At 39.0% G+C, this 14375-nt stretch carries 13 protein-coding genes, 1 pseudogene and 1 CRISPR repeat array; of the genes and pseudogenes, 13 read left to right on the top strand and 1 reads right to left on the bottom strand.

Going from position 1 to position 14375, the window contains the following annotated elements; all coding sequences use genetic code 11:
* Nucleotides 1-273: 273 nt before the first annotated feature.
* The 4 genes from AB5618_RS11360 to AB5618_RS11345 all read left to right on the top strand — a co-directional run bounded on the left by AB5618_RS11360 (nucleotide 274) and on the right by AB5618_RS11345 (nucleotide 3791).
* A complete protein-coding gene (locus AB5618_RS11360; protein ID WP_368366744.1) occupies nucleotides 274-1893 on the top strand; it encodes a mannitol dehydrogenase family protein in 1620 nt (539 codons plus the stop codon).
* A 119-nt stretch (nucleotides 1894-2012) separates the two neighbouring features.
* A complete protein-coding gene (locus AB5618_RS11355; RefSeq protein ID WP_368366743.1) occupies nucleotides 2013-3029 on the top strand; it encodes a GntP family permease in 1017 nt (338 codons plus the stop codon).
* 113 nt (nucleotides 3030-3142) lie between these two features.
* The gene (locus tag AB5618_RS11350) at nucleotides 3143-3454 is read left to right on the top strand and encodes an HPr family phosphocarrier protein (RefSeq protein ID WP_368366742.1); all 312 of its coding nucleotides are present in this window, start codon (nucleotides 3143-3145) and stop codon (nucleotides 3452-3454) included.
* A complete protein-coding gene (locus AB5618_RS11345) occupies nucleotides 3402-3791 on the top strand; it encodes a VOC family protein (protein ID WP_148461055.1) in 390 nt (129 codons plus the stop codon). The genes AB5618_RS11350 and AB5618_RS11345 overlap by 53 nt, the downstream gene beginning before the upstream one ends.
* Here the strand turns inward: AB5618_RS11345 and AB5618_RS11340 are convergent.
* Nucleotides 3775-4065 (bottom strand): DUF4143 domain-containing protein, encoded by a 291-nt coding sequence (locus tag AB5618_RS11340; protein WP_368366741.1) that lies wholly within the window; start codon nucleotides 4063-4065, stop codon nucleotides 3775-3777. The two genes, AB5618_RS11345 and AB5618_RS11340, sit on opposite strands and share 17 nt — an antisense overlap.
* 192 nt (nucleotides 4066-4257) lie before the next feature.
* Between AB5618_RS11340 and cas3 the strand changes: the two genes are divergently transcribed.
* From cas3 to AB5618_RS11295, 9 genes and pseudogenes are all read left to right on the top strand, one after another.
* Entirely contained in the window at nucleotides 4258-6513 is a 2256-nt protein-coding gene (cas3, locus tag AB5618_RS11335) for a CRISPR-associated helicase Cas3' (protein ID WP_368366740.1), read from the top strand.
* Nucleotides 6514-6714: 201 nt separating this feature from the next.
* Nucleotides 6715-7359, top strand: a complete 645-nt coding sequence (gene cas5c / locus AB5618_RS11330) for a type I-C CRISPR-associated protein Cas5c (protein ID WP_173771506.1) — start codon at nucleotides 6715-6717, stop codon at nucleotides 7357-7359.
* Nucleotides 7353-9146, top strand: a complete 1794-nt coding sequence (locus tag AB5618_RS11325; RefSeq protein ID WP_173771504.1) for a type I-C CRISPR-associated protein Cas8c/Csd1 — start codon at nucleotides 7353-7355, stop codon at nucleotides 9144-9146. The genes cas5c and AB5618_RS11325 overlap by 7 nt, the downstream gene beginning before the upstream one ends.
* Before the next feature lie 22 nt (nucleotides 9147-9168).
* The gene (gene cas7c, locus AB5618_RS11320; protein ID WP_368366739.1) at nucleotides 9169-10164 is read left to right on the top strand and encodes a type I-C CRISPR-associated protein Cas7/Csd2; all 996 of its coding nucleotides are present in this window, start codon (nucleotides 9169-9171) and stop codon (nucleotides 10162-10164) included.
* Complete coding sequence (locus AB5618_RS11315) at nucleotides 10157-10522, top strand: Dna2/Cas4 domain-containing protein (protein WP_173771500.1); 366 nt, start codon at nucleotides 10157-10159, stop codon at nucleotides 10520-10522. The genes cas7c and AB5618_RS11315 overlap by 8 nt, the downstream gene beginning before the upstream one ends.
* Nucleotides 10473-10640 (top strand): annotated as a pseudogene (locus tag AB5618_RS11310) (subtype I-C CRISPR-associated endonuclease Cas1); the annotation flags it as partial. The gene AB5618_RS11315 and the pseudogene AB5618_RS11310, both read left to right, overlap by 50 nt.
* A gap of 3 nt (nucleotides 10641-10643) precedes the next feature.
* Nucleotides 10644-10934 carry a CRISPR-associated endonuclease Cas2 gene (cas2, locus tag AB5618_RS11305; protein ID WP_173771498.1) on the top strand — a complete coding sequence of 97 codons (291 nt, stop codon included), beginning with the start codon at nucleotides 10644-10646 and terminating at the stop codon, nucleotides 10932-10934.
* A 175-nt stretch (nucleotides 10935-11109) separates the two neighbouring features.
* Nucleotides 11110-12075: a CRISPR direct-repeat array (repeat unit 32 nt; unit sequence GTAGCCTCTCGCAGAGAGGCGTGAATTGAAAT).
* A gap of 180 nt (nucleotides 12076-12255) precedes the next feature.
* Nucleotides 12256-12561: an MGMT family protein gene (locus tag AB5618_RS11300; protein WP_118580512.1), complete on the top strand. Its 306-nt coding sequence runs from the start codon at nucleotides 12256-12258 to the stop codon at nucleotides 12559-12561.
* Nucleotides 12562-12780: 219 nt separating this feature from the next.
* Nucleotides 12781-14121 (top strand): phosphatidylserine/phosphatidylglycerophosphate/cardiolipin synthase family protein, encoded by a 1341-nt coding sequence (locus AB5618_RS11295; RefSeq protein WP_368366738.1) that lies wholly within the window; start codon nucleotides 12781-12783, stop codon nucleotides 14119-14121.
* Nucleotides 14122-14375: the final 254 nt, after the last annotated feature.

Below are 14375 nucleotides of genomic sequence, written 5' to 3'. Positions count from 1 at the left end.
CTTTACTTTATCAGATAATGTTAAGTCTTACTTGCATTTTAGTATAGAACAGTTAAAAAAGCAATAAGCAGAAAACTACTGGTAAAACCATACAAAAATTAGAAATAAAAATTAGAATTTCTGTCAATAGATTTTTTTGAAAAAAAGATATATACTCAACTTACAGTTAAGACATACACATAAGTTAAAACAAAAAGAAAAATAAAGAACAACAAAACAGATTGGGATTGAGAATCAGATCTGTACAAGAAGAAAATCGAGGAGGAACAGAACATGAAATTAACGTTAAACGGAATCAAAGATCGTGAAGCATGGGAAAAGGCAGGAATCCAGCTTCCTGGCTATAATGTGGAGAAAGTATCCGCAAGAGCGAAAGAAGCTCCAGTATGGGTACATTTTGGAATCGGCAATATTTTCCGCGTATTTATCGGTGGTATTGCAGACGGACTTCTGGAAGAGGGAATTCTGGACAGAGGAATCACCTGTGTGGAGACCTTTGACTATGATGTAGTGGATAAGATTTATGAACCATATGACAATCTTGGATTAAATGTAATCCTTCATGGAGACGGAACCCGTGAATATAAGGTTCTGGGCGCTCTGGCAGAAGCTGTAAAGGCTCAGTCTTCAGAACTGGCTCAGTGGAACCGTCTGAAAGAAATTTTTACCAGTAAATCCCTTCAGATGGTATCCTTTACTATCACGGAAAAAGGATATACATTACATAAAGCTGACGGAACCTGGTTCCCATTTGTACAGGCTGATATCCAGAATGGTCCGGATAAGGCCACAGGTGCCATGGCAGTTCTGGTGGCAATGCTCTACGAGAGATATAAAGCAGGCGAATATCCGATCGCTCTTGTATCCATGGACAATTGCTCCCAGAATGGTGCGAAGCTTCGTGAGTCTGTGCTGACTATGACAGAAGAATGGAAGAAAGCCGGATTTGTAGATGATGGATTTATAAGCTATGTAAGTGATGAGAAAGTGGTTGCTTTCCCATGGACCATGATCGATAAGATCACACCTCGTCCCAGTGAGCAGATTGCAGCTGACCTTGAGAAGCTTGGCGTAGAAAGCATGCAGCCTGTTATTACAAGCAAGAAAACATACATTGCACCATTTGTAAATGCTGAGAAACCACAGTATCTTGTAATCGAGGACAGTTTCCCCAATGGATGTCCTGCTCTGGAAAAAGGCTTCGGCGTATACATGGCAGACAGAAATACAGTAAATCTTTCTGAGAGAATGAAAGTAACGGTATGTCTGAATCCGGTTCATTCTGCAACTGGTCCTCTTGGCGTGGTTCTTGGATATGACCTTTTTGCCCATATGCTGAATACAAATGAAGACATGATGAAAATGGCACGTATGGTAGCCTATGGTGAGGGTCTTCCGGTAGTTGCTGATCCTGGAATCCTTTCCCCACAGGCATTTGTGGATGAGCTTTTTAACGATCGTTTCCCAAATGAATACCTTGGCGATACCAACCTTCGTCTTGCTGTGGATGTATCCCAGATGGTTGGAATCCGTTTTGGAGAGACTGTAAAGGCATATGTGAAGAGATTCGGGAATGCATCTAAGCTCACAGCAATTCCTCTTGGAATCGCGGGCTGGTTAAGATATATGCTGGCAGTGGATGATGCAGGGAATAAATACGAACTAGCACCAGATCCGATGAATGAAGAGCTTCAGGAACAGTTAAAGGATATTGTTATTGGAAAGCCTGAGACTTTTAAGGATCAGCTGAAGCCGATTCTTTCGAACGAGCGCCTGTTTTTCACAGATCTTTACAAAGCTGGTGTGGGAGAGAAGATTGAGAACATGTTCAGGGAAATGATCGCAGGGCCGGGAACTGTGAGAGCTACAATTCATAAATATGTTACAGCGTAATAAATTTATCTGGGATGCACTATGCTGATAAGTCCCGAATATAGGATAGCAAAAATGCGGGTGTTGTTATCTGTTTAACTGTAGACTATTGAATGAGAAATTTGGGAAGGAAATACAAAATGACAGAACCGGTATTTGTGGCAGAGTCAGCCAGACTGCTGATCGCGGCAGGGGCAGGCATTATATTGCTTCTGCTTCTTATCATTAAATTTAAGATTCATCCGATTTTATCACTGCTGATTTCAGCATTGGTTATTGGGCTTGGAGCCGGAATGCCGGTTCCAACCCTGGTAAGTACAGTGGAAAAAGGTGCGGGGGATACCTTGCAGGGAATTGTCCTATTAATTGGACTTGGCTCTTTGTTTGGAGGAATCCTGGAAGTATCAGGAGGTGCACAATGTGTTGCCCAGACTTTGATCAATAAATTCGGTGAGAAAAAATCTGGAATTGCATTGGGAATCACAGGGCTGGTAGTTGGTACAACCGTATTCTTTGAGGCTGGCGTGGTGATTCTCATTCCACTGGCATTCGGACTTGCAAAAAAGACAAAGAAATCTACTTTATATTATGTGATCCCTCTTCTGGCTGGACTTGCCACAGGCTTTGCATTTATTCCGCCATCAGCAGGCTCTGTCCTGGTGGCAAATATGCTGAATGTGGATCTTGGCATTATGATCGCAGTAGGTGTGCCTGTTGGAATTTTGTCACTGATTTTTGCCGGTATTTTATGGTCAAAATTTATCGGAAGTAAAATTGATGCAGGACTTCCTTCAAATATTCAGGAAGTTCGGGAAGCCGAAGAAGGAAATCTTCCGAAGTTTTCTACAGTGTTATGTATTATCCTTGTACCATTGGTACTGATTTTGTGTAACACATTTTCAACTTATATTCCTGGTATTGCTCCGGCGAGACCAGTGCTGGAATTTCTGGGAACTCCATTTGTAGCGCTGATCATTGCTGTGTTGTGTGCCATGTACTTCCTTGGAAAAAAACAGGGATATGATGGAGAGCAGTTAAAGAAAATTCTGGACCGTTCCCTGCGCCCTACAGGACAAATCCTACTGGTAATTACTGGCGGCGGAATTGTCCGCTGGGTGCTTCAGGACTGCGGAATGGGAAATCAGTTCCCTTCTTGAGATTGATGAGAAAACGACTTTGAAATCCTGAACCATGATGGAAACCATTATTGGAATTACAGGTCTGGTCTGTGCTATTGTGATTAGTCTGTTTGCGTAGGAGTGTGAAAGCGATGAAAATAAAAGTAACATTGGGAACTATGCAGAATGCAAGTAAATTGGTCAGTATTGCAGAATCAATTTCCTGCGATGTGGATCTTTGTTATGGACGCTATATTGTGGACGCGAAATCCATGCTTGGAGTCTTAAGCCTGCCGGATTTTGCATATGGAGAATTGCAGATTCCAGTTGAGACGGAAGAGGAAAAGAGGTGGATTTTAGAAAAACTGGCTGAAGCCGGGCTGTTATATGAGAAAAAAAGGAGGAGAAATAATGTTAAGGAAGCAGTTAAATGGAATTCAGCATGTGGGAATTCCTACAAATGATATAGAAACAACCGTTGAATTTTATAGAAGGCTTGGATTTGAGGTCGCTTTGCAAACTGTCAACGAGGAAGCAAATGAGAAAGTTGCATTCCTCAAGCTGAATAATCTGGTAATTGAGACATATGAGAATAAAGCTGCTAAAATGGAATCAGGCGCTATAGATCACGTTGCAATTGATGTAAAAGACATCGAAAAAGTATATGAACTGATCAACCATGCTGGTTTAAATACCACCAGGGATACGATCCATTTTTTACCATTCTGGGAAAACGGAGTCAGATTTTTCACAATTAAGGGACCGAATAAGGAAAAGATAGAGTTTAGCCAGTATCTGTGATACCCCGGCGGGAACATTCAATTACCCATCCGTAAATCAAAATGCCATCACACTTGGAGTATCCGGTGTGATGGCATTTTGAAATTGCACCTTTTCCCCGGGGAACAGAAGCTTTGTCAAGAAGTGCGAATACTTTAGTGAGTTCGGAACCTGGATTAGAGATTTTTTTGATTTCCAAAGGATTCAGCATTCCATCATGTTCCAGAACAATGTCAATTTCTCTGGCATCTTTATCACGGTAGTAATACATATATGGTTCTTGTCCACAGTTCAAATAGGTTTTTGCAATTCTACAGAAAAAACGGCTGATTTTATATTATATGCAAGATTAGCCGAAATATTCTTTCGAAAATAGAAGTGGAAATGTTAATCATATTAGTTATTGACGAAAAGCATAGCTGAATATATTATGAAAATAATGATGAAATATGTGATTTTACAGATGATATAAAGGGAATAAATAAAAATGAATGATAAAAATGAATTATATTATGCCAAGTCAAAGCGAGAAGATGGAACACAGGAATTATTGTATAATCATTTGAAAAAAGTTAGTGAAATGGCAGGGAAATTTGGCGCACAGATTGATAATAAAAGAGCAGCAGAATTATGCGGGAAATTGCATGATTTTGGAAAATATAGCGAAAGTTTTAAAGGTGTGTTGGAGGGAAAATGTACTCATATTGACCATGCGTTTTGTGGGGCTGCATTTTTGTTCTGTCTGCTTGTAGAAAAGATGGTTTCGTCTGGTTATCGAGCAGTTATAGAAGCAATAAACGGACATCACGATGGTCTTATTGGTTATGACTATTTGGAAACATATTTAAAACATAGCCTCTTGGAAGATAAGCCTGTGGTGTGCAACGGTGGAAAGAATGCGGCATTAGCAGGACAGAAACAATATAAACAAGCGTCAAAAGCGTTTTTCAATGATTTTCCAGAATTTTTATTAAAGGATATGAAAATTGAAAAAGTGCAGAAAAGGGAAGAAATTAATGAATCTATATATTCAATGTTACATACCCGTATGTTATTTTCTTGTTTGGTAGATGCTGATTATACCGTTTCATCGGAAAAAGAACTGCAAAAACCGTTAAATTTCGAAACTGCTCAATATTTGAATCGTTTATATGAGTATAGAAAAGAACTGAAAAAGGACGGAAAGGGAGCGGAGAAGGTAAACAAAATTCGTGATTTATTATTTGAGCGTTGTGGTGAGGCTGGCGAATTAAAAGAAGGTTTATTCACACTTACAGCACCTACGGGAACTGGAAAAACATTGGCGTTGTTGCATTTTGCGTTAAGACATGCGGTAAAATATGAGAAAAAACGGATTATACTTGTACTGCCGTTCCTTGCATTGACAGAACAGAGCTATGAGGTTTATTCAAAGATTATTCCGGAAATTTTACAGGACCATAGTCAAAGTGAACTTGATGACAGACAGCGTGAATTTGCGGAACGCTGGGAATCCCCTTTTATTATAACTACTTCAGTTAAATTTTTTCAGACACTGTTTGCACAAAAACCAACAGATTGCCGTAAACTACATAATATTGCGAATAGTATTATTTTGTTTGATGAGGCCCAGAGTTTACCATCAAATTTGTTGTCAGCAACTTTAAATGCTGTAAATACATTGTGTGCCAGATATCATTGTACTATGATTTTTTCTACTGCTACGCAGCCGGAATTTAAATATATACAGGGAGTATCCTGGATGCCAACTGAAATTGTGCCGGAATATTCAATAATGTATGAAAAGCTAAAAAGGACACAAGTAGAATGGATGGTTGAACGACAGATTTCACTGAGAAACATAGCGCAAGAAATGCAACAAGAAGAAAATGTTTGCGTGATTGTAAATCTTCGCAGGCATGCTGCTGAATTATTTAAATTCCTAAAAAGCGATAATTGTGATTCGGAGGAGCTGTTCTTCTTGACGACAGATCTATGTCCAAAGCATCGAAGCGAAATTATAAGAAAGGTAAAAGAAAGGCAAAGTAAGGGGCTGCCATGTAAAGTGGTTTCCACACAATGTATTGAAGCTGGTGTGGATTTAGACTTTGATGTTTTATACAGAGCATTGGCTCCTTTAGAGGCTATTATTCAGGCGTCAGGAAGATGTAACAGGAGTGGAAATCAGAAAGTTGGAAGAGTAATAGTTTTTGAACCAAAAGTGGAAGGAAGTTTGTATCCGCCAGATAGATGGTATCAGAATGCGGCAATTGTTGTAAAAGAGATTCTATCAAGAGAAAGCATAGATATTAATGATCCCAAATGTATATCAAACTATTATGAAATACTTTTTAGTGAGTATGCAAAAGATAAAGTGGCTTTAACAGAAGCAATTGAAGAGCGAAATTATGAGAAAATTGCTAAAGAGTATAAATTAATTGAGAATCAGGGCAAAAAAGTTATTGTTCCTTTTAATAAAAGCATGCCGTTATATAGAAATGTAAGAGAAGAGATGCTTAACGATAATTTAACGCCTGGACTAGTAAAATGTGCAGCGGAAATTACTGTCAATACATTTGAAAAAGATATAGAGAAGTATTGTGAGCAAATTTATTATTTTGACAGAAGGAGGAAGCAAAAAGTAGAGTCAGAATATTATGTTTTGCGTATGCAGTATGAGTATATGTATCGGGAAGATATGGGACTGCAATTTGAAGTGGGAGAAGATAATAATTGTGAGAAAAATTGTCTGATTTTCTGTTGACGAATTATGTGAGAATTGATACAATTAACACGACACCAATAATGAAAACCATATTGAAATAAGAAAATGATATGTAAAAGTTTATATTGCGTATGTGGATAAAATTGGTGAGAATAGAAATGTGTTTATTGTTACTGTGCGTGTATGGGGCTGATTTATCAGCCCCATATTGCCAAATAAAAGGAGAAGGAAGTGATTTGAATGGCGATATCAATTGAAGTTTGGGGGGACTTTGCATGCTTCACACCGCCTTATGCAAAAGTGGAACGTTTGACATATCCCTTTCCAACCCCATCGGCATGTAGAGGAATATTATCTGCTATCTATAGCAAGCCAGTGGAATTTTATTGGCAGATTGATCGGATTGAAATATTAAATCCGATTCAATATATTAGTTTTAAGCGGAATGAGGTGAAAACAAGAGTTAATAATAAAGTAATATATACTGACGAAGAAAGGACACAAAGACAGACTGTAGCGTTAAAGGACGTAAGATATCGGATAACAGCATCTATTTGTCCAAGACCTGATTTCAAAGGCAGAGAGCAGCAACTATATGATCAGGCTTACAGAAGAATAAGAAATGGAAAATGTTATTACCAGCCATCCCTTGGGGTAAGAGAGTTCACAGCTTATTTTGAGGAAAGTGATGGAAGTAAAGAGGCAATTGACATCAATATGGATGGGGGATTAATGGTTTATGATATTTTTGATCTTCATGATTGCGAGATAAGAAAAAAAGTTAAGCCACAATTGTCGCTGTATCACGCTGTTGTAGAACATGGCATTATAAATGTTCCGACATATGACAGCCCTGAAGTGTTGAAAGGGGGAAGAAAATGCTGAAGGCATTATATGATTATGCAATGAAAAATAATCTGGTTTTGCCTCCTGGTTATAGCAACAAAACAATAAAAGCGTATGTTTCGTTAAGCAAAAAAGGTGAATTTCTCGGAATTATATTAGGGGATGATACACCTGTTTTATGTCCGGATATTGGAAGTCTTGCAAATGGAAAAGAGAAATGTAATCCAATTGTAGAAAAGAGGTCAGTGATTTTTAAAGATCTTTTAGACCAGGAAGATAAGACAAAAGTAAAAAGAAATTTTTATTACCAGGTTTTGAAGGACGGAAGTAATAGGATCCCGGAATTTGAAGTATGTGTGAAAATGGCAGAGGATGAAAAAACGCTTTTATTAGTTACGGAAGCCTTAAATGAAAACAAAATAAAAGGATCAGATCGAATTTCTTTTATAGTTGATGGGCAAAAAATCGTACAGGCAAGGTGCTTAAAGGAGTGGTGGGATACATATCGAAAGAAGTTTTTCGATATAGAAAAAAAAGAAAGGGCTTTATGCTTGATTACTGGAGAAGAGACAGTTCCAATGGAAACAGTTCCTCCTGTTAATGGGCTTGCTGTAGTTGGAGGACATGCTCGTGGTGATGCTTTGATCTGTTTTGATAAAAGTGCATTTTGTTCTTATGATCAGAAGAAGAGCGTGAATGCACCAGTATCAGAAAATGCTTTTTTTGCTGTTAAAGCAGCTCTGGATCACTTATTAGAATATGCTCCGGTATTGGCAAATATGAAGTTTGTTCATTGGTATGAGCAGAATATTGAAGACAACAGTGATCCTATTCTGGGGGCTAATTTTCTGGAAATAACTATGGCAGAAAATGTTGATGTGGAAGAGGACATATCAGAGGATGATAGAACTAGAGCGGCTAGAATTGCAGAGATTCAAGCATCAAAATTAGTTAAAAGCGTTACAACAGGTGAAAAAATCCCATCTCTTTCGAATCAATATACTATATGTTTGTTATCTGGCGTTAATGGACGCGTTATGATTCGGCAGTATGAACGTGGCTCATATGTAAAATTGCAGAAAAACATTGCTCTTTGGGATGAACAGTTGGAATTGAAAGACTTGAATGGAATACAAAATGAAAAAAGTAAAAAATTAAATGCAAGATTATTATGTTTGCTGAAAAAACAAAATTCTGATAGTAAGATATGGGAAAGAGTAGGTAAGGAATTACCAGAAATCACGCAGGCAATTATTGGTGCAATTATAAACGGAACACCATTGCCAGATGTGGTTGCAGTTCGTTCTTTAGCATATATTCGTTCACAGATGTTGGAAAAAGAGGAAAATTCAACTAGCATACAAATTCCAGATGCAACTGCTTGCCAGTGGCTGAAAGTTTGGCTTATGAGAAGAAAGGGGGCTGAAATTATGTCAGAATACGATTCCACACATAAAAGTGCAGCATACCATTGTGGTGCCGCTATGGCGGTTCACGCTACAATACAGAATGTTGCAATGAAAAATGTAAATGCTACAATTGTACAGCGTTATTATTCAAGTGCAAGTCAGATGCCAGCATTGGTGTTAGGACAGATATCCAGATTATCAGCATATCATCTTGAAAAAATAGAAAATGAATGGCTGAGAAAACAATATGAAGATACTTTGAATGATGTTTATTGTGCAATCGGAAAAGAGATTCCAGCAACACTGACGTTGGAAGAACAAGCGTATTTTACGTTGGGATATAGACAGATGTGTACAAAATTGCAGAAAGATAAGAATGAAAGAATCGCAAAGAAGAAAAATAATGTAGAAGATTAATACATATAAGGGGGATTTTACTATGGCAATTAAAAATCGATATGAGTTTATTTATTATGTAGCATGCACAAATGCAAATCCTAATGGTGATCCTGATATGGGAAATACTCCGAGAGTAGATCCGCAAACTATGCAGGGATATATTTCTGATGTATCTACTAAAAGATTGATTAGAAATTATGTAACTATGTCAAGAGCGGGAGAACCAGGAATGGAGATTATCGTGCAGAAATCAACAAATATGAACCGGCATATTGCCAGAGCAAAAAGAGAGGCTGGGGTTGAAGATTGTGCGAAAGCAAAAGAGGCAATTTATGCAGGACGGCAGAAAGCCTGTGAATTGTTTTATGATGTACGTACGTTTGGTGCAGTAATAAGTACCGGACCGAATGCAGGGCAAGTAAGAGGTCCGGTTCAGATTACATTTGGAAAAAGTCTGGATCCGGTTTTACCACTTGATATTTCCATAACCCGTATGGCAGTAACAGATGGAGAAAAGGATTTGAAATTGGAAGATTATCAGCAGATGGAAAATGAGAAACCAGAAGATAAACTTCGGACAATGGGACGAAAACAGCTTATTCCTTTTGGATTATATGAGATAAGGGGATTTATCAGTGCTAATTTAGCAGCAGAAACAGGATTTGATGAAGAAGATTTAAATCTTTTATTTGAAGCGCTTATGAATATGTATGAGCACAATCGTTCTGCAAGTAAAGGAGAGATGGAAGTGGTTTCTCCACTGATTATTTTTAAACATGTGGGAACCGATTCTAATCTGGAGCAGAGAGTTCGTCAGGCAAAACTAGGATGCGCACCGGCACATAAATTGTTTGATCTGGTAGAAGTTAAGAAGAAAGAACATGTAGTTTATCCCAGAAGCTATCATGATTATACTGCAGCTGTTCATTTGAATCGTGTTCCAAAAGGAGTTGAAGTTGGTTTTAAAGAAGATGCATTCAGTGATATAGTGTGGAATCATCTTCCTGAAAATGAGGAATGGTTTACAAATGAATGATAAAGAGTATCTTCCTTTAAGTTGGCTTTCTCAGATATGTTATTGTCCAAGACGAGCTGCTATTCTTTTAAATGAACGTGTCTGGGTTGAAAATGTAGAAACTGCGAAAGGGCGTGTAGAACATGAAAGAGTTCATACACAAAGAATTGAGAAAAGAGGAGAATTTCTTAAACTTTATGAATATGAAGTGGTTTCCGAAGAATTGGGATTGAACGGGAAATGCGACTGTATTGAAGCGACAAGAGCTGATAACGGTTGTATAATTCCGGCTGTTGACTTTAAGGTAACTTTATTTCCAATAGAGTATAAGAAGAAAAGTTCTAAATGCTTGGCAAAAAAGAAAAAAGGAAACAATTAGACATCCTTTTCTGGATGAAAATATTGAAATTGGAATGATTCCATATGCTCAAGCAATGTTATTTGCCAGAGTTCTGCGTGGCGATTTGGATGAATATCCACCGTATTCCTGGAGGTGAAAAATGCTTGTTGTAATAACGTATGATGTAAATACAATGACTGTTGCAGGTGAAAAAAGACTTCGAAGAGTAGCAAAATTGTGCGAGCGGTATGGTGTGAGAGTGCAAAATTCTGTTTTTGAGGTTTTGGTAGATGCAACTCAGCTTACAGCTTTGAAACATGAGTTAAGCAAAGAAATAAATGAAGATGTGGATTCGATTCGATTTTATAGACTAGGGAATTCATATCATAACAAAATCGATTCTATGGGAAAAAAACTGAAAGTTGAAGCTGGGGAGCCGTTGCTATTCTAAGAACTTGCGCGTATATATCCCATACATAAAACTTCGGGAGACTGGCGCAATATAAAATTATATAAATGTAAAGAACTTTGCTGTTTAATTAGAGAATAATTGAATGAATATAACAAAGTAAACTAATTAAACAAAAATTGAGCTGAAATACAGCTATATATTGTCTGTTTTTGCTGTAGCCTCTCGCAGAGAGGCGTGAATTGAAATAAGGGAGGAAACGCAGATGAGTAATCCATTATTGTAGCCTCTCGCAGAGAGGCGTGAATTGAAATTTGCCAGAGGTGATACAATTGACCAAGGTGTTGTGGTAGCCTCTCGCAGAGAGGCGTGAATTGAAATTCGCCCTCTGCTAAACTGCCATAATCCACATTACTGTAGCCTCTCGCAGAGAGGCGTGAATTGAAATAATAAGTTTCTGCATATATATCCTCCTGGCCGTGGTAGCCTCTCGCAGAGAGGCGTGAATTGAAATATGATGAGCAGAGTACGAACCAGATTAGAGCAGTACGTAGCCTCTCGCAGAGAGGCGTGAATTGAAATACTGAAAGACTCATTTGATTTTACACTTGGAGTTGTAGCCTCTCGCAGAGAGGCGTGAATTGAAATTGAGAAGCCATTGCAGTTGTGAGAAGTGCACTCTGGTAGCCTCTCGCAGAGAGGCGTGAATTGAAATATCTAAGCAGAAGAAAGCTATACTGGCGGCAATGAAAGTAGCCTCTCGCAGAGAGGCGTGAATTGAAATAAGAAACGATATTGGGTTGACGCAGAGGAATTTAGTAGCCTCTCGCAGAGAGGCGTGAATTGAAATGGCGACGTTGCTTGGGAAGTTTCCGCTTGTAAATGGTAGCCTCTCGCAGAGAGGCGTGAATTGAAATTGGATTAAAGGCTCTCCCGATTGTGTTATCCTGCGTAGCCTCTCGCAGAGAGGTGTGAATTGAAATCTACAATATTCCTAAACAGGAATATGGTGCTCAGTAGCCTCTCGCAGAGAGGCGTGAATTGAAATAACGAACAGGGTGACACATATGGATATTCTTACCGTAGCCTCTTGCAGAGAGACGTGAATTGAAATAAATCTAGGCTTGTCAGGTCTCTGCAGCCATAGAACAGCAGCCTCTCGCAGAGAGGCGCGAATTGAAATGGTTCCGATAGTGATGTTGATGGAAACGGAATTGTAGCCTCGCTTAGAGAGAAATTTGAAATGTGCGTTAGCAGTTGTAATACTACACAGCAAAATAGAAATGAATAAAAGTAGGTGACAAAAGTTATGATTGATGATCCCTTTTCAGATTTACTGAAAACAAACAAGCGCAAAGAAAATATCTCCAAATTAAACGATGATCTTGCCTATGAGATTCTTTCTGTGGTGGAGGAAATTCCGGCGGGGAGAGTGGCAACCTATGGACAGATCGCGAAGCTGATCGGGCGGGAGAAGAATTCCAGATTGGTGGCGGGAGTGTTGTCACATGCAGAGAACTATGGGAAGTTTCCCTGCCATCGGGTGGTGAACCACATGGGGAGGCTGGCGCCGGGGTGGACAGAGCAGGAGTGGCTGCTGAAAGGGGAAGGAGTTACTCTGAAAGAAAATGGTTGTGTAGATTTGAAGAAATATTTGTGGGAATGTTGATTTTAGAAAGGGTGTATAACGATAAAGAAAAATCTAAAACGAATACGGAATATATTTTTATGGTTTTTACTTATTGTAGTACTGGTAAATGTTTTTGCACCGCTGTATTGCAGGAAGCCAGATGAAAAATTTGCGGAAACGCTGAAACAGACAGAATTTACTTCCGATACGTCAGGGGGCGAACGGATCCGCTGTATTGATGACAATGAAGAGGCACTTTTGTGGCGTCTGCGGATGATTGGAGCGGCGAAGAAGAGTATTGTACTGGCAACCTTTGATCTGCGGGCAGATGAAAGCGGAACAGATCTTCTTGCAGCATTGGATCAAGCTGCCAAAAGAGGTGTGGAAATCAAACTGTTGATCGATGGTATTTACCAGCAGCTTTTCTTGAATGGAAGTAAAGACTTTCAGGCGTTGGCAGCGAGGGAGAATGTAGTTGTTGGTGTTTACAATCCGGTGACTCCAGCAGGCTTATTTAAGCTGAATTACCGTATGCACGATAAATATGTGATCGTGGATGACGAAATGTATCTACTGGGTGGACGCAACAGCAATGATATTTTCCTTGGAGATTATACCACGGATATCAATGTGGACAGGGATATTCTGGTGTGGGATATCACAAAGGGCGAGGGAGAATCTCTGCAGGAACTGGAAGCGTATTTCCGGCAGATATGGAATGAGGACTGCGTGCAAATAAAGGGTGGAAGAAAAAAGAATAGTTCAGATATTTCTGTGTCAGAAGAAGCAGCGGATGACAGTGAGGGTGCAGAAAGCAATTCAAAAAACTCAAATATTGTGAATGGAATACCGAATGTTGAAAATGAAATTGCAGACGAGACACAGGAAAAACTTTCAAAGTACGAAAAACAGTACCAGTCTTTAGAAATGCGTTACGCTTCCCTAAAAGAAAAATATACCGATATTGAAGATTACAGCTCCTGGCAGGAGGATACCATTCCGGCGAATAAAATTACGCTTGTCAACAACGGAATCCATGCAGGTCCCAAAACGCCTCTGGTACTTCAGACAATCTGCTATCTGGCGCAGAACGCAGACAATGTAACCCTCCAGACTCCATATGTAATCTGCAACGGATACATGTACGATACTTTAAATGAGATCGCGTCCCATGCACGGTTAAAGATTGTTCTCAATGCAGTAGAAAAAGGTTCCAACCCCTGGGGCTGCACCGATTATTTAAACCAGAAAAAGAAAATTCTGAATACCGGTGCCGATGTATATGAGCTGATGAACGAGGTTCCAGTTCACACCAAAGCAGTCCTGCTTGATGACCGACTCTCCATCGTTGGATCCTATAACCTGGACATGAGAAGTACTTATCTGGATACGGAATTAATGCTTGTTATCGACAGCAAAGAACTGAATCAGCAGATTCAGTTCACGGAAGGTACTTACATAGAAAAAAGTAAAGAAGTTCTGTCAAACGGACAGGAGACCGAAGGAGCACAGTACGAAACGAAAGTGCTGAACTGGCAGAAAAAGCTGTTCTATGGAGTATTAAGAATTATAATAAGACCATTGCGCCAGTTACTGTAATTTATAGCGTGTTGATTCTTTTGAGACGGCTTTTGCCGTCTCTCTTTTTCTATTTGCCCACAGAAAAATGACAGCTATGTAAAGAAATGGAAAGAAACTTGAAAAAATCAGGTAAATAGCAAAATAGGAATTGATTTTTTGTATAAAAGCAGTTAGAATGTCCTGTGGGAATAAAATATATTCCCACAAAATCTAAGAACAAAGGCAGGTGAACAGAATGGATAGTTGCGATTCTCATGGGCGAAGTAGTTGCA

The organism is Ruminococcus sp. J1101004sp1_RTP21198st1_B9_RTP21198_201120 (assembly GCF_040924245.1).
GTDB classification, from domain to species: Bacteria; Bacillota; Clostridia; order Lachnospirales; family Lachnospiraceae; genus Blautia_A; species Blautia_A faecis.
This window is presented reverse-complemented; position numbering and strand designations above follow the sequence as displayed.